Origin of the sequence: Streptomyces nigrescens (genome assembly GCF_027626975.1) — a bacterium.
GTDB lineage: Bacteria > Actinomycetota > Actinomycetes > Streptomycetales > Streptomycetaceae > Streptomyces > Streptomyces nigrescens.
In genome coordinates this window covers 9,187,867-9,206,309 of sequence record NZ_CP114203.1, presented here as the reverse complement: position 1 = coordinate 9,206,309, position 18,443 = coordinate 9,187,867, and the positions used below count along the sequence as shown (strand labels likewise).

The 18,443-nt window shown below is 70.4% G+C and carries 15 protein-coding genes; 8 read left to right on the top strand and 7 right to left on the bottom strand.

Annotated features, from left to right (window positions below; translation table 11 throughout):
• Positions 1–236: 236 nt before the first annotated feature.
• Positions 237–968, top strand: a complete 732-nt coding sequence (locus STRNI_RS39765; protein WP_274732866.1) for a hypothetical protein — start codon at positions 237–239, stop codon at positions 966–968.
• Positions 969–1,179: 211 nt separating this feature from the next.
• Here STRNI_RS39765 and STRNI_RS39760 read toward each other — a convergent pair whose 3' ends face one another.
• The 3 genes from STRNI_RS39760 to STRNI_RS39750 form a co-directional block, all read right to left on the bottom strand.
• The gene (locus STRNI_RS39760; protein ID WP_277413052.1) at positions 1,180–1,908 is read right to left on the bottom strand and encodes an alpha/beta fold hydrolase; all 729 of its coding nucleotides are present in this window, start codon (positions 1,906–1,908) and stop codon (positions 1,180–1,182) included.
• A gap of 170 nt (positions 1,909–2,078) precedes the next feature.
• Positions 2,079–2,282, bottom strand: a complete 204-nt coding sequence (locus STRNI_RS39755) for a DUF2180 family protein (RefSeq protein ID WP_109886647.1) — start codon at positions 2,280–2,282, stop codon at positions 2,079–2,081.
• Positions 2,283–2,506: 224 nt separating this feature from the next.
• Entirely contained in the window at positions 2,507–2,773 is a 267-nt protein-coding gene (locus tag STRNI_RS39750; RefSeq protein ID WP_229838255.1) for a hypothetical protein, read from the bottom strand.
• Positions 2,774–3,584: 811 nt separating this feature from the next.
• Here STRNI_RS39750 and STRNI_RS39745 point away from each other — a divergent pair.
• Positions 3,585–4,220 carry a CAP domain-containing protein gene (locus tag STRNI_RS39745; protein WP_277413051.1) on the top strand — a complete coding sequence of 212 codons (636 nt, stop codon included), beginning with the start codon at positions 3,585–3,587 and terminating at the stop codon, positions 4,218–4,220.
• A gap of 235 nt (positions 4,221–4,455) precedes the next feature.
• Here the strand turns inward: STRNI_RS39745 and STRNI_RS39740 are convergent, their stop codons facing one another.
• From STRNI_RS39740 to STRNI_RS39730, 3 genes are read right to left on the bottom strand one after another with little or no spacing between them, the layout of a single operon-like run.
• Complete coding sequence (locus STRNI_RS39740) at positions 4,456–6,795, bottom strand: ABC transporter permease (protein ID WP_277413050.1); 2,340 nt, start codon at positions 6,793–6,795, stop codon at positions 4,456–4,458.
• 3 nt (positions 6,796–6,798) lie between these two features.
• Complete coding sequence (locus STRNI_RS39735; protein WP_148588026.1) at positions 6,799–7,560, bottom strand: ABC transporter ATP-binding protein; 762 nt, start codon at positions 7,558–7,560, stop codon at positions 6,799–6,801.
• Positions 7,557–8,063, bottom strand: a complete 507-nt coding sequence (locus STRNI_RS39730; protein ID WP_277413049.1) for a PadR family transcriptional regulator — start codon at positions 8,061–8,063, stop codon at positions 7,557–7,559. The genes STRNI_RS39735 and STRNI_RS39730 overlap by 4 nt, the downstream gene beginning before the upstream one ends.
• 195 nt (positions 8,064–8,258) lie before the next feature.
• Here STRNI_RS39730 and STRNI_RS39725 point away from each other — a divergent pair, with 195 nt between their 5' ends.
• From STRNI_RS39725 to STRNI_RS39700, 6 genes are all read left to right on the top strand, one after another.
• Positions 8,259–9,530 (top strand): ABC transporter substrate-binding protein, encoded by a 1,272-nt coding sequence (locus STRNI_RS39725; RefSeq protein WP_277413048.1) that lies wholly within the window; start codon positions 8,259–8,261, stop codon positions 9,528–9,530.
• Positions 9,531–9,736: 206 nt separating this feature from the next.
• Positions 9,737–11,497: a glycoside hydrolase family 13 protein gene (locus tag STRNI_RS39720; protein ID WP_277413047.1), complete on the top strand. Its 1,761-nt coding sequence runs from the start codon at positions 9,737–9,739 to the stop codon at positions 11,495–11,497.
• Between the two features lie 71 nt (positions 11,498–11,568).
• A complete protein-coding gene (locus STRNI_RS39715; protein ID WP_277413046.1) occupies positions 11,569–12,903 on the top strand; it encodes an ABC transporter substrate-binding protein in 1,335 nt (444 codons plus the stop codon).
• 19 nt (positions 12,904–12,922) lie between these two features.
• Positions 12,923–14,326 carry an ABC transporter permease gene (locus tag STRNI_RS39710; RefSeq protein WP_148588023.1) on the top strand — a complete coding sequence of 468 codons (1,404 nt, stop codon included), beginning with the start codon at positions 12,923–12,925 and terminating at the stop codon, positions 14,324–14,326.
• Positions 14,323–15,204 carry a carbohydrate ABC transporter permease gene (locus STRNI_RS39705; RefSeq protein ID WP_237538027.1) on the top strand — a complete coding sequence of 294 codons (882 nt, stop codon included), beginning with the start codon at positions 14,323–14,325 and terminating at the stop codon, positions 15,202–15,204. Before STRNI_RS39710 ends, STRNI_RS39705 begins: the two co-directional genes overlap by 4 nt.
• Positions 15,205–15,406: 202 nt before the next feature.
• The gene (locus tag STRNI_RS39700; RefSeq protein WP_277413045.1) at positions 15,407–15,961 is read left to right on the top strand and encodes a GNAT family N-acetyltransferase; all 555 of its coding nucleotides are present in this window, start codon (positions 15,407–15,409) and stop codon (positions 15,959–15,961) included.
• 176 nt (positions 15,962–16,137) lie between these two features.
• On the opposite strand, the gene STRNI_RS39695 is transcribed toward STRNI_RS39700, so the two are convergent.
• A complete protein-coding gene (locus STRNI_RS39695) occupies positions 16,138–18,396 on the bottom strand; it encodes a HelD family protein (protein WP_277413044.1) in 2,259 nt (752 codons plus the stop codon).
• Between the last annotated feature and the right edge of the window lie 47 nt (positions 18,397–18,443).

Here is an 18,443-nt window from a genome sequence, read left to right as displayed (position 1 = left end):
CCAGGTATGACGACCGGACGGCCGGTCTCACACGATGCGTTGACGCAATGACGCTAGACAGCCGGCGGCCCGGTGGACAGATCCACTTGTGGTCCGCGGGAGTGGGCCAATTCGGCCTCCCAGCGGGCCTCCCAGCGGCCAATGCCTTCGATTCAGGCCCGGGTCGGCCAACCCAGTAGTGACGTGCACATGGCGCGGATACGATCGACTGCCCCCCTACGCGAAGGACTTCCCCCATGAAGCAGACAGCCGCGAAGAACACAGGCTTGAAGCACACGGCCTTGAAGGACATGGCCTCGAAGAACACAGCCGTGAAGAGGACAGCCGCGAAAGAGACCTCCGCCCGCAGAGTCACCTGGCGCATGCTGCTCGCGCTGAGCGGTATGGCGGCGTTAGCCGTGCCGGGCGCGGGCGCCGCCGAGGCCGCACCGCGCGCCGCCGGGGACGAGGGCCGTGCGGGCCGGTGCGTCGTCGTGTATTTCGATCTCGGTGAGACCTTGGTGCACACGGCCGAGGACAAGAGCGTGCGGTACCTGCCGGGTGCTGCCGCGTATCTGCGTGCGCTGCGCGCCCGCCACATTCCCGTCGGCCTGATCACCAACGTGCCGCCCTCCTGGGGCTCCACCGACGCGGAGCGTGCGGCGGAGCTGAAGAAGGTGATCGACAAGGACTGGGCGGGCACCAGCCCGTTCGCCTGGTCGGACTTCGGCGACCGGATCTTCACCCCGCGGACGGAGGCGGAGCGGAAGCCCGCCCCCGCCCTCTGGAAGCGCGCCAAGAAGGCCGCGGGCTCCTGCCGGGTGGTCTACCAGGCGGAGACGGCGGAGGAGGCACAAGTGGGCGGCTCCCTCGGATACCTCGCCTACCAGGTGGCCCGGCCCGGGTGGCCCCCGTACCTGCCGGTGCGGCTGATCGCCGCCCTCTCCCACCTGCCTTACGGGAACACGGCACTCCCCAAGGGGCGTTGAGGCCTTCAGCCCGCTGGTCTGGCCCCGGCCCGGGACACGACGAAGAGGCATGAGGCCTGACGTGGCGTGATCTGGCTGCACCTGGACGGAGGGCATCCCTTATGGCGATGCCCTCCGCTCCTGCCTCGGCCGCCTTCCCCGACCACCGGCCACCGCTACCGACCACCGGCTTCGCCCGGTACATACGGCCGAGCCAAGCCGGGCCGGACAATCACCCTGCCGTCGTCGCGCCGTAACGCTCCAGCCGGTCCGCCAGCTCGACCGGACGGGACAGCATCGGGAAATGCCCGCCCGCCATTTCGTCAGGCACCACCCCCAGGCGCTCCGCCGCCGCCGCACGCAGGAACGGTGCCGGGAAGAGACGGTCCTGACGGCACAGCAGGAACCGGGTCGCCACATCGGGCCAGGTCTGCATCGGCCCCGGCCGCGCGGCCGGGGTCTCCGACTGCCGCCGCCACCGGACCGCCGCCTCCGCGGCCAGCTCCGGCGGCAGATCCTGGAAGAACGGGTCCGCGGCCGACCCCGGCACAGCGGCCTCCGGGACACCCTCCGCACCCGTGCCGTCGCCCGCCCGCTGGGCCGCCCGCCCGGCCCGTCTGACCTGTGCGTCCGGGTGTCCCGTCGCCGCCCACCACTCGTCCGGCGCCTCCCCCGGCAACGGCACCATCGCCGCCACCAGCACCAGCACCTCCACCGGCACCCGCGCACAGACCAACGGCGCCGTGAACCCGGCGAACGAATGCGCCACGAGCATCAGCCGGCCACGCCCCGCCGTAGCGGCGACGACCGCGTCCGCATACTCCTCCAGACCCGCAGCGTCGTCCTCACACGGCAGATCCACACTCACCACTGCCCGCCCCCGGGCCCGCAGCTCCGCCTCCAGCAGATGCCAGTGCCAGGAGCCGCACGCGGCACCGGGAATCAACACAAAGGTCGTCATGAAACACCGCCTCCTGCCGGCCACCATCCCGGCCTGGGCGCGTGCGGCAGGGGTCGATGGCGCGCACCGCTGTCAGGTCCAGTTGCACCAAAAGCTCTCCGCCACCGAGAACGGCATACCGGAGACGCCATACCGAGAACGGAATACGGCGACACCGTCTGCGGCACGGCTCAGCCCGGCTGGGCGCCTCGGCAGATCGTGCACATGATGCGGCGCGCCGTCTCCGGCAAGGTGCTCTTGCCTACGCCCTGTACGCGGACCACGGTCTGCGGGGCGGACCGGGCATGCTGGTGACACAGCGCGGCGCCGCAGTTCCGGCAGATCGCCACCGCGGCGGTGGTTGTGTGGCCCGGCGCGCAGTCGTAGCAGTTCATGGCACATTCCGATCTCGTGAGGTGGGCCGGCGGGCCCCCACGGCAATGTACGTCGCAGCGCCTGACGGAAGGCGGCAGCACATGCCGGGTCGGGGCGGGGCTCACCTGGCCGCCCCAAGGAAGACACCTCCTCTCCGCGGGGGCCCCGTCCGACCACCGCGGACGGGGCCCCCCTTCCCTCGTCTCCGGCCGCTCGCCCCGGCCGGTCAGGCAACCGGTCAGGGTCAGTCGACCGGCTCATGCGGAACGGGCTGGTCGGTGCGGAAGCCCGCGGCCTTCTGACCGCCGGTCCGCCCGGTGCCGGCCTGGTCGGTGTCGGGAACCGTCTCGTCGGGCCCGTCCCTTTCGCTCTCCGACAGCTCGGGGTCCCAGGGGTCGGGAACCGGGCTCTCGGCATCAGCCTGGTGGCTCGGCAGGTCATGGGGCAGTGGGGTGGTGCGGTCCTCGCCGTCCGCGTCATAACGGGTCATCAGTTGACGTGCCTCCTCCATGCGTACGTTGAGTGTCCTGGCCCGGTACCCGGGTACCGCAGCGCCATGCTCGGCGCAGACTGAGACACAGACCACCCGCCTGCGTCTCGATGCCTCACCACGACGGGACGGGATCGTGGGCGCAGTCCGGAGCCCAGCTCTCGCCTCAGCCCCCGGCTCGTGTGCACACGGCCCGGGAAGGCCGCGCCCGAGAGGACGGTGACCGGCTGCATCACCGGCCGGGCCACTGCCGCTCGCAAGGGAGTCCCGTCCGGTGACGCGGCACCGTGCCGCGCGAGACAGAGGTGACGGGCAGCCTTTCTCTTCATCTACGAATCCTTTGCCGGCATTCGCGATCTCCGGCCCCCTGATGGACGCCTGCAATCGCCCCGCGGCTCCGCCGCGGGGCCCACAGCCATCGGATTCCGCGGCATCGTGACATCCGTCATATCGACCCGCGGCACCAACTAAGCTGGATAGTAGAGAGCGCCCTGGCGACATAGGAGACTTGTCCGTCTTGAGTCGGGAATTTCTCGCGCCGAGCCGGCCGCCATTCGGCCCGCTTGATTCTTTTGCCCACGTCTTGAGCGCATAAGTGCATCTGACGGGGCAACAGCGATTCCCGAAAGCGGCGAAATCCGGACCAGCACGCTCGTACCTCCATTGCAAGGGTCGCGGGTACTACTAGGCGCAGTAGTACCGAGGAGCGTTGCCTTGCCGTACGGCGGCCCCAAGAATGACGAACCGCAAGGCGTCTTCGCAGCTCAGGCGCGGGGATTGCACAGAGCCAGCCGTGCCGGGGACGCTCCGCAATTACCGAGTGAGGTCACGCATGAGTAAACATCGCAAGAAGCGGCACTATCGGCAGATAACCATCGCTGCTGTCGCCATAGGTGCCGTGGGCGTGCCCTCTGTTGCCATGGCCTGTCTGGACGGGCAGGAGAATGCGGGCGGCCGGCATCACGGCCATTGGAAGAATGCATCCGCCGATCACCGGTGGTCGAAGGGCGAGAAGGACGCCAAGCCGGCGGCGAAGACCTCTCCGGCACCCGCCGCGTCCCCGAGTGCCGCGAAAGCCACCGCCAAGGCATCCGGCGCCACGGCCCGCGTGGTCGAACTCGTCAACGATGAGCGCCGCAAGGCCGGCTGCTCGCCGCTGACCGTGAACGCAAAACTGACAAAGGCCGCCCAGGATCACAGCAAGGACATGGCGGACCATCGGAATATGTCGCATACCGGTTCCGATGGATCGTCTCCGGAAGACCGGATCACCCGGGCCGGTTACAACTGGAGCTCCTACGGCGAGAACGTCGCCTACGGCTACTCCACGCCCGAAAGCGTGATGGAGGGCTGGATGACCAGCCCCGGCCACAAGCGCAACATTCTCGACTGCTCCTTCAAGGAGATCGGCGTCGGCCACGCACAGCCCGACGACTACTGGACGCAGGACTTCGGAACGGCGCGATAACGGCATCGGCCACGGCCGGCACCCTTGAGCGATGAGCTGACCGCGCCAGGGTGGCGACCAGCAGGGCGCGGAAGGGACCTCCCCCGCCCGCCGAAGGACATGTAAGGACACATGAGGTCCCCGACCGGGTTCCGGTCGGGGACCTTGTGCTTCCCGGCCGGGGGTGCCGCGGCCCGGGGGCCGGGAAAGTCGGACCCACACCGCGGGCAACAACCCGGCGCCGTGCCGCCTAGAGCTAGAGCAGATCGGTGGCCGAGTCCGCGAGCCGGCGCCGTGCCGCGCGGGCGGCGGGGAGGACCGAGGCCGTCGCGGCGGTGGTGACGGCGATGGCGATGACCAGCAGGAGGATGCCGAGGTCGGGGCGCTGGGCGATACCGGTCCCCCAGCCGCTGGTGCGGCCCTGGAGGTTGATCAGCCACTGGGAGGCGAGGACGCCCAGAGCCGTGCCGGCCAGCGCGGCGGCCAGGGTGATGAACGCGGTGGCGGAGACGATGACGGCGGTGATCTGACGGGGCGTCAGTCCGACGGCCCGGAGGGCGAGCAGATCGCGGCTGCGGTCGCGGACACCGGCACCGACCGTCGTCGCGAGTTCCACCAGCCCGATCAGGATCAGCACCGCGATCAGCCCGACACTGACAGCGCGGACCGCGGACAGCTGATCGGCGGGGTTGGGGATCTCGCGCACTTCGAGACGGCCGGCGGACGCCTTGTACAGGGCGTCGCGCACGGAATCCGGGTCGGCGCCGCGGTGCAGGACCAATTGGTAGAAATCCGGGCGCGGTGGGTGCGACGCCTCGGGTGCACCGCTGTCACTGTCGCCCTCGCGCAGAGTGTCCAGGGTGGTGGAGACGACCCGACCGCCATCGGTGGTCTCGATGCCGCGGCCGACGATATGGAGGACGTGCGGGCGGCCGGCGACGGTCATCCGGACCCAGTCGCCGACCCGCGCGTCCAGGAGGTCGAGCAGTCCCTGTCCGGCGACCGCTTCATCGGGGCCGTGGGCGGCGCGCCCTTCCACTACGGCGCCGGGGTAGGGCCGGGCGTCCGTGCCGATCCCCCGCAGGGTAATTGTCCCGGTCTGACCCGGTACGAGCGCCTGGACCTCGGCGCCCGGGTAGGCGGTCAATTCCCGTTGGGAGGCGAGGAGTTGGCGTAGGTCCCGGTCGCCGAGGGTTTCGGAGCGTGCGGTGAGGGCCGCGGACAGACCGACGTTCTCGGGGTGCGTGGTGAAGCGGTCCAAGGTGGTCCAGGCGCCCAGGGCGATGGTGATCAGCAGCAATGGGACGGCCAGCCGCGCCACGGCCGCCGAGGAGCGCAGCGGACGGTGGAAGGCGCCCCGCCAGCCGAGCACCAGCGCCGGGGGGACCCGGAGGCCGAGCGCCCGGCGGGTGAGAGCGGAGGCCCGGCCGCCGGTGGGGGTGGCGGCGCGGGCGACGGGCACCGGGGGCACCCGGCCGGCCCGCCACGCCGCCAGGCAGGTCGCCGAGCCGATGAAGGCCACCACACCGCCGGAGATGACCAAGGTCAGCCAGGCGTGCCCGGGAAGCTGCCGCCACAGGGCGATCGCCTCCCCGATCCGCCCGGGGACCAGAGTGCCGGCCACCTGGGTCAGCAGCGCCCCGAGGGCGACGCCCAGCAGCGCGAGGCCGAGGTGGAGGGCGACGAACATGCGGACCACCTGGCCGGGGGTGAAGCCGATGGCCTTGAGGATGGAGATGTCCCGCAAATGTCCGCGGATCCTGGTGCTGATGGCGCCGCCCACCGCCAGGGCCGCGGCGAGCAGCGCGCCGAGTCCGAACAGGCCGAGCAGCCGCCCCAGGAGCTGGTTGTCGCCTTCGGCTTCGGCCTTGGCCTGCCGCCAGGTGGAGACGTCGGTGATCTGGTCGGCGCCGAGCTGGGTGACCGCCCGCTGGACGACATAGTCGGTGTCCGCGGGGTCGCCGAGCCGGAGGCCGATGGTGCGTCCGCGCTGGTCGCGGCCCGCGTCGGAGGTGTCGAGGGTCTCGGGGAGCACCCAGGCCACCCCCGGGGTCTCTCCCGCACGGAAGGTGACCTCGGCGGTGTCCGCGACGCCCACCACACGCAGCGGCGACGGGAAGTCGCTCAGCACGAGGGTGTCGCCCGGTTTGGCCCACATCGCGCGGGCCACCGAACTGTCCAGGACGATGCCCTTGGTGGTGCCCGCGTCGGCGCCCGCCTCCAGCCAGCGGCCCGCGACGACCTGGGGCGCGGCGGTGGCGGGGCGCTTCGCCGCGCCACGCAGTTCCAGGGTCGCCTTGGCGTCGCCGGGCTGAAGGCTCGCGGTGGTGCGGACCGTACGGAAAGGCCCGGAGGTGGCCCGTACCTCGTCCAGGCCCGCGAGCGATCCGGCGGCGGCGCCACTTTGGGTGTGGATCCATACGTGGGCGCCGGAGGACTGGGTGAAGGCCCGTTGCCAGGGGTCGGCCGCATAGGCGAACAGGGCGGTGGCCAGCAGCAGCGAGATGGTGATCCCGGCCGTGGCCAGCACGGTGAGCACCGCCGCCGGGCGGTGTGCCGTCAGATGCGCCTGGGTCCAGCGCGCCGCTGCTCGCACCGCTCAGCCCTTGAGCTTGAGTACGTCGGCCACACCGGCCGCGGGGCGCTTCGGGCCGTCGCCGAGGTGGGCGTCGTCGACGACCTGGCCGTCGAAGAAGCTGATCACCCGGTCCGCGGCACTGGCCATCCTCGCGTCATGGGTGACCAGCAAGATCGTCTGACCGCGCTGGTGGAAGCGGGAGAGCAGCCGCAGCACCTCTCTGGTGCCCTTGCTGTCGAGGCTTCCGGCGGGTTCGTCGGCGAGCAGCAGGCTGGGGCTGTTGACCAGGGCACGGGCCAGGGCGACGCGCTGCTGTTCACCGCCGGACAGCTCCCCCGGTGTGCTGTTCTCCTTGCCGGTCAGCCCCAGCTCGTCGAGCAGCTCGGCCCGGTCGGTGCGGGCCTGCCGGGGGGACCGGCCGGCCAGCAGTGCGGGGAGTTCGACGTTGTCGGCGACGGAGAGGTTGGAGACGAGGTTGAAGAACTGGAAGACGATGCCGATGTGGTTGCGGCGCAGCACCGCCCAGCGTGCCTCGCTGTAGGCGTCGACCTGGCGGCCGTCGAGCCAGATCGATCCGCTGTCGGGCCGGTCCAGGCCGCCGAGGAGATGCAGCAAGGTGGATTTGCCGGCTCCCGAGGGGCCGGTGAGGGCGACGAACTCCCCGCGTTCGATGCTGAGGTCGACGCCCCGCACCGCGTGGACCGGGGCAGCGCCTTCCGGCCGGTGGGTCTTGACCAGGCCGGCTGCCCGGACTATTGGGCCGGACGGCTCGTCCCGGTTCATTCCAACTCCTCTTGACAGCGCTCCAGCCAGTCCAGATCCGCCTGCAGATGCAGCATCGCGCCCTCGATCAGCAGCTGTGCCACCCGGTTCTCCCGGTCCTCACCCGCCGCGAGTTTCGACAGGTCACGCATGGTATTGAGGTAGTGGCGGCGCTGCTTGTTGATCAGAGCGATCTGGTCTGCGGTCCCGGTGTGGGGGGCCAGGGCGAGCTTCATGAAGAATTCGTCCCGGACCCGTGGTTCGGCGGTGGACTCCTCGAACCAGGCGTCCACCGTCTCGCGCCCCGCGGCGGTGATCCGGTAGATGCGCTTGTTCGGGCGGTCCGACTGCTCGACGTCCTCTCCCTCGATCAGGCGCGCCTTCTCCAGCCTGCCCAGGGTGACGTAGATCTGGCCGACGTTCGGCTGAGGGTATGCGGCGCCCAGGAGGTCCTCAAGGGCTTGCTTGAGTTCATAGCCGTGTGCGGGTCCGCTGACCAACAGCGCCAGGAGTGGCAGCCGCACGCTCTCCCTCTCCCTCCCCGCCCGGGGTGTGTCTCTCGGATCAGCCCTAGTTGCCGGTCATCTGACCCCATACGGCTGTGAGCCGGGTCGCTTTCGCATCTTCCTGCAGCATCTAGTATCCCGCATGGCTAACAGGTATACATGGGGCGGGCTGTCGGTCCAGTGTCCCGTCGACGCCTGTTCAAGGAGGAGCCCATGCGGTGGAAGCGTGCCGCCGGCAGGGCTCTGCTGGTCTGTGCTCTGCTGTTCGCGGGCAATGCGGGCGCACAGGCCGGAGAGCCGGCGGGCGGCCCGGACGGGCGGGGCCCGATCACTCTGGTGACGGGCGGAGACCTCACGGGCTATCTGCGGGGCGTCCTCGACGGCTGGAACGACCGGCATCCGCACGAGAAGGTGACCCTGGTCGAGCTGCCGGACGCGGCCGACGAGGTGCGGGCGCAGATGGTCACCGAGCTGCGCTCCCGCAGCGACCGCTTCGATGTGCTGAACATCGATGTGGCGTGGACGTCGGAGTTCGCGGCCGCGGGCTGGATCAAGCCCGTGAACGGTGCGCAGTTCCCGCTGAAACGCTTCCTGCCTCCCGTGGTGGACACCGCCACCTTCCGTGGGCAGCTCTACGCGGTCCCCTATGTGACCAATGCGGGACTGCTCTACTACCGCAAGGACGTGCTCGACCGGGAGGGTGCGCGGCCGCCACGCACCTGGGCCGAGTTGGCGCACCTGGCGAAGACGGTCGCGCCCAAGTACGGGCTGGACGGTTACGCGGGGCAGTTCCTGCCGTACGAGGGGCTGACCGCCAATGTCGTCGAGGCGGTTCAGTCGGCCGGCGGCACGGTGCTCGCGGGCGAGGGCTCGCGGGTCACGGTGGACTCCCCCGCGGCCCGTCGCGGGCTGTCCTTTCTGCTCGACGGGGTGCGCGAGGGCTGGATCCCGCGGCGGGCCCTGGCGTACAAGGAAGAAGAGTCCCGTAAGGCGTTCCAGGACGGCCGGCTGCTGTTCCTGCGGAACTGGCCGTACGCCTATGCGCTGGCCAATGCCCAGCCCTCCGGGGTGGCGGGCAAGTTCGGCGCCGTGCCGCTGCCGGGTCCCGACGGGCCGGGTTCCAGCGCGCTGGGCGGCTCCAATCTGGCGGTCAACGCACAGTCGCGGCACCAGAAGACGGCGACCGAGCTGATCTCCTATCTGACGACCGAGTCGGTCCAGCGCCGGGTGCTCACCAAGGGCGCGCTGCCACCGGTCTGGGCCGATCTGTACACGGACCCGGAGCTGGTGCGGCGCTTCCCGTACCTTCCGACGCTCAAGCGGGCCGTACTGGCGGCCAAGCCGCGCATCAAGAGCCCGCAGTACGACCAGGTGAGCCTGGCGGTGCAGGCGGTCCTGCACGACGCGCTGATCCACCGGCGGAGCACGGATGCCACCGTCGCACGTCTGACGCGCGAGCTGACGGCCATCGTCGGCCGCGGCTGACGTCGGAGCCCTTCGCACCTCTCTCCAGCAGCTCCCCTACTTACTTGTTAGGTACAGGCTGACTGGATAATTCCCCGCAAATTCGGGCATCTCGCAGCGACTTTTGACCATTTCGTTGACACCGAAAAGACATGCCTACTTAACATGCATGCATAACAGCGATTGCAGCCGCACGGCATGCCCATGCAAGAACGGGATCACGGCAGATGCTCATAGCCACGGCAGGGAACGGCTCTTCGGCCGACTCCGCGCCCTCCCCCTCCCTCCCCGGTCCGGCCTCCGCCGCACTCTTGCCGGCCACCGGGTCCACCTCCCGGAATCCGGCACAGCACTGGTGGCGCGACGCGGTGATCTACCAGGTCTACGTCCGCAGCTTCCTCGACAGCACCGGCGACGGCATCGGTGATCTGGCCGGTGTGCGGACGGGGTTGCCCTACCTCAAGAAGCTCGGGGTGGACGGCATCTGGCTCAGCCCCTTCTACCCCTCCCCCCAGCACGACCACGGCTACGACGTCGCCGACTACCGCGATGTCGATCCCGTATACGGCGATCTCGCCGAATTCGACCGCCTGGTGGCCGACGCCCACCGGCTGGGTCTGAAGGTGCTCCTGGACATCGTCCCCAACCACTGCTCCAGCGAGCACCCGTGGTTCCGCGCCGCCCTGGCGGACGGCCCGGGGAGCCAGGCACGGTCGCTCTTCCACTTCGCCGACGGACGCGGGGAGAACGGAGAGCTGCCGCCCAACAACTGGCGGGCCATGTTCGGCGGCCCCGCCTGGTCCCGGGTCAAGGAGGCGTCCGGCGAGGAGGGCCAGTGGTACCTCCACATGTTCACGCCCGAGCAGCCCGATCTGAACTGGCGCAACCCCGCCGTGGGCGCCGACTTCGACAGTGTGCTGCGCTTCTGGCTGGACCGCGGGGTCGACGGCTTCCGCATCGACGTGGCCGCCGGGCTTTTCAAGCACCCCGAACTGCCCGACTCCCCCGACCCGTCGGCCGACGAACGGACCCGTGACTCGGTCAACCCGCTGGCCTGGAACCAGCCCGAGGTGCACCAGGTGTGGCGCGACTGGCGCGCCCTGTGCGAGGAGTACACGTCCCGCGACGGCCGCGACCGGCTGCTGGTCGGTGAGGTCTCCGTACGGACACCGAGCGAACAGGCCGCATACGTCCGGCCCGACGAGCTGCACCAGGCGTTCTTCTTCCACCTGCTGACCGCGCGCTGGGACATCGGCACCTTCCGCAAGGTCATCTCCGAGGCGCTCACCGACATCGCGGGCACCGGCTCCACGGTCACCTGGGTGCTCAACAACCACGACCAGGTCCGGACCGTCACCCGGTACGCGACCGACCCCGGGGGCGCCGAGCCGACGGAGTCCGCGGGAGAGCTGGGCCCGGCGCGGGCCCGTGCCGCCGCGCTGCTGATGCTGGCACTGCCCGGCGCGGCATACGTCTACCAGGGCGAGGAACTGGGCCTGCCGGAGGTCGTCGACCTGCCCGACGAGGTCCTCACCGACCCGATCTACCACCGTACGGGCAGCCGGGAGCACATCCGCGACGGCTGCCGGGTGCCGCTGCCCTGGTCCGGGCACGCCTCACCGTTCGGCTTCACCAGCGGTACCGACGCGGCGCGGCCCTGGCTGCCGCAGCCCGACTGGTTCGCCGACCACGCTACGGACCGGGCACTGGCCGACACCCGGTCGTTCTGGCACCTGTACCGCGAGGGGCTGGCGCTGCGCCGCAGCCTTCCGCAGCTCGGCGAAGGCACTCTGCGCTGGCTGGAGTCCCCGCCCCAGGTCCTGGCGTTCGTCCGTGGCGACGGCCTCGTCTGCGCCGTCAACTTCGGAACCGAGCCGGTGCCGGCCCCCGTACCGGGCGTCCCTCTGCTGGCGAGCGGCGACTGCCCCGCCGGAACGCTCCCCGGCTCCACCGCCGCCTGGTGGATGCACACCCCCGAATCCCGATAGCCCCCTCGACAGCACGACCTCCGCAGTCCTCCCGCACTCCTCCGCAGTTCCTCCCGAAGGGAATCCCAATGATGAGACGACCCTCTGTACGACACACCCGAGCCGCCCTGTCCGGTGCGGCCGTGCTCGGCCTGGCGCTCTCCGCCACCGCCTGCGGCGGCGGAGTCTCCGCCGGGGGCGGCAAGCAGGAACTGAGCGGTGAGAGCGTCACCGTGGCCGGTGTCTGGACCGGTGTGGAACAGCAGAACTTCAAGAAGGTCCTGGACGCGTTCTCCGAGAAGACCGGCGCCAAGGTCACCTTCTCCTCCACCGGTGACAACGTCTCGACGGTGATCGGCAGCCAGGTCGAGGGCGGCAACGCCCCCGATGTGGTGATGGTGCCGCAGGTCGGTGTGCTCCAGCAGTTCGCCAAGAAGGGCTGGCTGGCGCCCCTCTCGGCGGAGATCGGCGCCGAGGCCAAGAAGAACTTCGCGCAGGTGTGGAAGGACTACGGCACGGTCGACAAGACCTACTACGGCCTGTACTTCAAGGCCTCGCACAAGTCGACGGTCTGGTACAGCCCGGAGGCCTTCGCGCAGGCCGGCGTCAAGCCCGCGAAGACCTACCAGGAGCTGCTGAAGTCGGGCCGTACGCTCTCCGACTCGGGGGTGCCGGCGTTCTCCGTCGCGGGCGAGGCCGGCTGGCCGCTCACCGACTGGTTCGAGAACATCTACCTCTCCCAGGCCGGGCAGGAGAAGTACGACAAGCTCGCCGCCCACAAGATCCCGTGGACCGACCCCAGCGTGGTCAAGGCGCTCACCGCTCTGGGCAAGCTCTTCAGCGACAAGAACCTGGTGGCCGGGGGCGGTTCGGGCGCGCTGCGCACCGACTTCCCCGAGTCCGTCCAGCAGGTCTTCGGCCCGGACCCGGGGGCGGCCATGGTCTACGAGGGGGACTTCGTCAGTGCCCTGGTCACCGATGAGCTCCACAAGCAGGTCGGCAAGGACGCCAAGTTCTTCCCCTTCCCCGCGGTCGACGAGGGCAAGGCACCGGTGGTCAGCGGCGGTGACGCCGCCGTGGTGCTCAAGGCCGGGAAGCACAAGAAGGCCGCGATGGAGCTGGTGAAGTACCTGGCCACGCCCGAGGCGTCCGGGGTGTGGGCCAAGGCCGGCGGCTATATCTCGCCCAACAAGAAGGTGCCCGCGGACGCTTACCACGACGAGGTCACCCGCAAGGCCGCCCAGTCGCTGACCGAGGCCGGGAACTCCGTGCGCTTCGACATGTCCGACCAGGCCCCCGCGGCCTTCGGCGGCACCCAGGGCGCCGGCGAATGGAAGCTGCTGCAGGACTTCCTGCGCGACCCCTCGGACCCGGAGGCCACGGCCCGCAAGCTCGAGGCCGCCGCGGCCAAGGCGTACGGAAAGTAAGGACCAAGGGCCCGATCCCATGCCTGTCACCACTCCCGCGGTGCCGCCCGCCACGTCGCGCGGCACCGCGCCCCTCCCCCCGGGCGGCTCACCCGGCAAGGCGAGCGCCCCCGTGCGGCGCGCGGTCCGGCGCCGCCGGCGGATCGCCGCGGTGTTCCTGTTCCCCGCGCTGTTGCTGCTGGGCGCCCTCGTCGCGTACCCCATCGTGTTCTCGGTCATCCGCAGCCTGTACGACGCCTCGGGGGACACCTTCGTCGGCGCCGACAACTACACCGCGATGTTCCAGGACCCCGCCACGCTCCGGGCCATCCGCAACAGTGCGATCTGGGTCGTCTTCGCCCCCGCGCTGCTGACCGGACTCGGCCTGGTCCTCGCCGTCCTGACGGAGAAGATCCGCTGGAAGACGGCGTTCAAGCTGCTGATGTTCATGCCCATGGCGATCTCCTTCCTCGCCGCCGGCATCATCTTCCGTCTCGCCTACGAGCAGGATCCGCAGCGCGGTGTGCTCAACGCGGTCACCGTCGGCATCCACGACAGCGTCCAGGGGAAGTCCACCTCCTTCCCGACCGCCAAGGCGCGCCTCGGCGACAAGCAGCTGACCAAGGGCAAAGACGGTTCCTACCGCACGGCGCGGCGCACCGGCCCCGGGAACACCGTCAACCTCGGTCTGGTCGGCGTCCCGCCCAAGGACATGCCGTCGCAGGCGCGGCCCGCCGCACCGGCCGCCAAGTCCCCTGCCGCTGACGGTGAACTGCGCGGTGTGGTCTACCTCGACTTCACCCCCGGCGGTGGCGGCAAGCCCGGCACGGTGGACCGCGGCGAACGCGGGCTGCCCAAGCTCTCGGTCGAGGCGGTCGACTCCCGCGGGAAGGTGGCCGCCACGGCCACCACCGCACCGGACGGCTCCTACCGCCTGGCCGGCCTGGCCCCGGGTTCCTACGCCGTCCAGCTCCCCGCCAAGGACTTCGCTCCGCCGTACGAGGGCGTCTCCTGGCTCGGTCCGGCCCTCATCACCCCCGCCATCATCGGCGCCTACATGTGGATCTGGACCGGCTTCGCGCTCGTCCTCATCGGCGCCGGACTCTCCTCGATGCCGCGGGATGTCCTGGAGGCCGCCCGGATGGACGGCGCCAACGAGTGGCAGGTCTTCCGCAGGATCACCGTTCCCCTGCTCGGCCCGGTCCTGGGTGTGGTGTTCGTGACGATGGTGATCAATGTGATGAAGGTCTTCGACCTCGTCTACATCATCGCCCCCGGACCCGTGCAGCAGGACGCCAATGTCCTGGCCCTGCAGATGTGGCTGGTCTCCTTCGGCGGCGGCAACAACCAGGGACTCGGCAGCGCCCTGGGTGTCCTGCTGCTCCTCCTGGTGGTGCCGGCCATGGCCCTCAACATCCGACGTTTCCGCAGGAGCCAGTCATGACCACCGTCAACGGAACCCCCGCGTCCCGCCGGCGGGCCGGTACAGGGCCGGCGAAGTGGCTCAGCCGCGGCGTGATCCAGGTGTTCCTGCTCCTCGTCGGTCTGGTCTGGCTCACCCCTGCCGCCGGGCTCTTCCTCTCCTCGATGCGTACGGAGGAGGCGAACGCGAGCAGCGGCTGGTGGACCGCGCTCACCACGCCCGGACAGCTGTCGCTCGACAACTACACGGCGCTGCTGAAGGATTCCGGCATCGTCCAGGCCTTCTGGAACACGGTGCTGATCTCGGTGCCCACCACCCTGGCCGTCGTGGTGATCGCCGCCCTGGCCGGATACGCCTTCGCCTGGATGGACTTCCCGGGCCGGGACTGGGTCTTCCTGGTCGTGGTCGCCATGCTGGTGGTGCCGGTCCAGATCGGTCTGCTGCCGGTGGCCAAGTTGTTCGGTGCGCTGGGGCTGTTCGGCTCGATTCCCGGTGTGGTGCTCTTCCACACCGCCTACGGGCTGCCGTTCGCCATCTTCCTGCTGCGCAATTACTTCGCTGAGATCCCCAAGGAGATGCTGGAGGCGGCCCGGATGGACGGCGGCGGGGAGTGGCGGATCTTCTCCCAGCTGGTGCTGCCGCTCGGCCGCCCCGCCATCGCCAGCCTGGCCATCTTCCAGTTCCTCTGGGTCTGGAACGACATGCTGGTCGCCCTTCTCTTCGCCGACAACCAGTCGCAGCCTCTGACGGTGGCCCTCCAGTCACAGATGAGGCAGTTCGGCAGCAACATCGGGGTACTGGCGCCCGGCGCGTTTCTGTCCTTGATCGTGCCGCTGATCGTGTTCTTCGCGTTCCAACGGCACTTCGTTCAGGGCATCATGGCCGGTTCGGTCAAATAGCCGGCCCGGTGGTTCGGGGGGACCGGGCCTCCCCGGGGAGGGGAGGGCAGCGCGCGGCACACGTCAGCATCGTGTCGCGCGCTGCTCCGTTCCTCCGCGGAGGGGGCACGACGAGCCGGCGGCTCCGTCCCGGCCGTGGCCGTCCCGAGGGCGCCGCGTTATTCGGTCGTCCTCCGGGCGTTGCGCGGGCTAGGTTGGCGCGATGTCCGAACTGCGCACCGAGCGCCTGCTGCTCCGCGAATGGCGGGAGTCCGACCTCGGCCCCTGGACCGCGATGAATGCCGATCCCGAGGTCCGGGCGCACTTCCCGGAGGTGCTCACACCTGAGCAGAGCGCGGCATCCGTCGCCGGTTTCCAGGCCGATCTCACTCACCGCGGCTGGGGATGGTGGGCGCTCGAAGTGCGCGCCACCGGGGAGTTCATCGGGTTCACCGGTCTGGACCCGGTGGATGAGCACATGCCGTTCACCGGAGTGGAGGCCGGCTGGCGGCTGGCCCGTTCGGCCTGGGGGAACGGCTACGCCACCGAGGCCGGCGAGGCCGCCCTGTCCTTCGGCTTCACCACTCTCGGCCTGCCGGAGATCCTTGCGGTGACGATGGCCACCAACCTCCCCTCACAGGCGGTGATGCGCCGCCTCGGCATGACACGCGACCCCGCCGACGACTTCGACGATCCCGACGTGTCCGATGGCCCGCTGCGCCGGAGTGTGCTGTACCGGATCTCCGCCGGAGCATGGCGGGCCGCCGAACGAGAGTGAAGCCGGCCGGTCCGCGCCGTCAGGGAAGCGGCGGGGCGCCGGAGCCGGTCCGGGCCGGTGGGAAGGGGTCCGCTCCCCCGCCCGCGCTGCGGCTGCATGGGCGCGGAGCCGGGGCGCCGCCATGGGCGCGGAGCCGGGGCGCCGCACAGGACGATGCGGCGCCCGGCGCGGTGCGGTCACCGGCTCGCGGGGGCGGCGTCCGGCCTCGGCTCCATCTCCAGTCCGGCCGGCAGTGGCCCGGTGTGGATCACGCCCAGCCGTTGTGTCGCCCGGGTGAGCGCGACGTACAGATCGCTCGCACCGAGCTCCGCCGGTTCCACCACGATCACGGAGTCGAATTCCAGGCCCTTGGCCTGCCGCGGGCCGAGCAGCACCACCGCACCGGTCAGATCCGGTGCGGTTCCGGCGGAGACGTCCGGGAGAGCGGCGGCCAGGGCCTCGTGATGGGCGGACGGGGCGATCACCGCGAGCCGGCCGTCCTGGTGGCTCTCCTGTGCGACCGCCTCGGCGACCACGCGCGCGAGGTCGTCCGTACGGTGCGCCCAGGGGCGTACACCGGTCGAGCGGATCGAACGCGGCGGTGTGAAGGACGGATCCGCGGACCGGGGTACCTGCGCCGCGACCTCCATGATCTCGGTCGGCGTACGGTAGTTGACGCCGAGCCTGACGAGTTCCCAGCGGTCGTCCACGTACGGCGCGAGGATCGCCTCCCATGAGCCGCAGCTGCCGGGCTCGGCGGTCTGCGCCGGGTCGCCGACCAACGTCATCGAACGGGTGGGGCAACGGCGCATCAGCAACCGCCACATCATGGCGGACAGCTCTTGTGCCTCGTCCACGATGATGTGGCCGAACGCCCAGGTCCGGTCGGCCGCGGCGCGTTCGGCGGCGCTGCGGTGGTCGGCCTCCTCGTGCCGGTCGGCGAGCAGTTCCGCGTCCACCAGGTCGTGCGCGGCCAGCACCTCCGACTCCTCGTCGTCGCGTTCCTCGAACTCCTGGGTGCGGGAGCCGTAGGAGAGGTCGAGCACGCCCTGGGCGTAGTCGATCCGTTCCTGGCGCTCCGCCTCGGCGGCGGCGCGGGCCGCCGAGGTGTCCTCGCCGAGGAGTTCGGCCGCCTCGTCCAGCAGCGGAACGTCCGCGGGGGTCCAGTCGCCGTCCGCCCGCCGGATCGCGTCCGCCTCGGCGTCCGGGAGGTGGACGGGATCGGCAAGGAAGTCGGCGACCAGCTGTTCAGGGGTGAGCTCGGGCCACAACTCCTCGATGGCGTGGTGCACTTCGGCGCTGGTGGCGATCTCCTTGCCCAGCTGGGCGATGTCGTCCGGGCCGAGGAAATTCGGACCGCCGAAGGGGTCCGCGCCGATCCGGTCGACCAGTTGCGCGGTGAGCGCGTCGATGACGCGGAAGGCGAAGTGGGGGCGGGCGAGGTTGTGCGGCAGCCTGGTCTCCCGTGCCCGGCTCCGCGCCTCCCGCGCCATGTCCGCGTCCAGCCGCAGTTCGCCGTCCTCGTGGTCGATCACGATCACGGGGTCGGGCAGGGCCTGCCGGTCCCGGACGAAGGACGCGAGCGCGTCGGCCATCGCCGCACCGCCCTTGACCTCGGCGGCTTCGGGGGTGTCGGTCCCGGTCGCGGTCACGCCCGGAAAGAGTTCGCCGGGCGAGGCGAGCAGCACACCCGTCTCGCCGAGCGAGGGCAACACCTCCGCGATATAGCTGAGGAACGCCGGGTTCGGCCCGACGATCAGCACGGCACGGCGGGCCAGCTGTTCCCGGTGCGCATAGAGCAGAAAGGCGGCGCGGTGCAGTGCGACGACGGTCTTTCCGGTGCCGGGGCCGCCCTCCACGACGAGGATGCCGTGGTGCGGGGCGCGGATGATGCCGTCCTGCTCGGCCTGGATGGTCTGCACGATGTCGTGCATCCGTCCGGTGCGCGCCGCGTCCAGTGCGGCCAGCAATACGGCGTCCGCGTCGGTGCCCTCGTGTCCGGTCCGTAGGGCGTCGGCGAGGTCCATGATCTCGTCGTGCAGGGCGGTGACCCGTCTGCCGTCGGTCGTGATGTGCCGCCTGCGGCGCAATCCCATCGGGGTGTGCCCGGTGGCGAGGTAAAACGGGCGGGCGACCTCGGCCCGCCAGTCGATGACGAGCGGGGTACGGTCCGCATCGTCGCGCCGGATACCGATCCGGCCGATGTGGTGATCGCGGCCGTCGCGGAATGCCAGCCGACCGAAACACAGACCGTTTTCCCCGGCGTTGAAGGCGGCCAGCAGGCCGGACTGTTCGGCCACCAGCACATTGCGCTCCAGCCGCATCTGGGCGTGGTTGCCCTCGGGCGGCAGGGCGGCGGCGTGCACCGCCGTCTCGGCCAGGTCCCGCAGTTCGGTGAGGCGGTCATGGAGCAGATCGATGAATTCCTGCTCGTGTTGCCATTCCTTGTTTGACAATTCAGCTCCGCTCGGATAAAGTTCGGTATATAGGTGAGCTTCTGCCT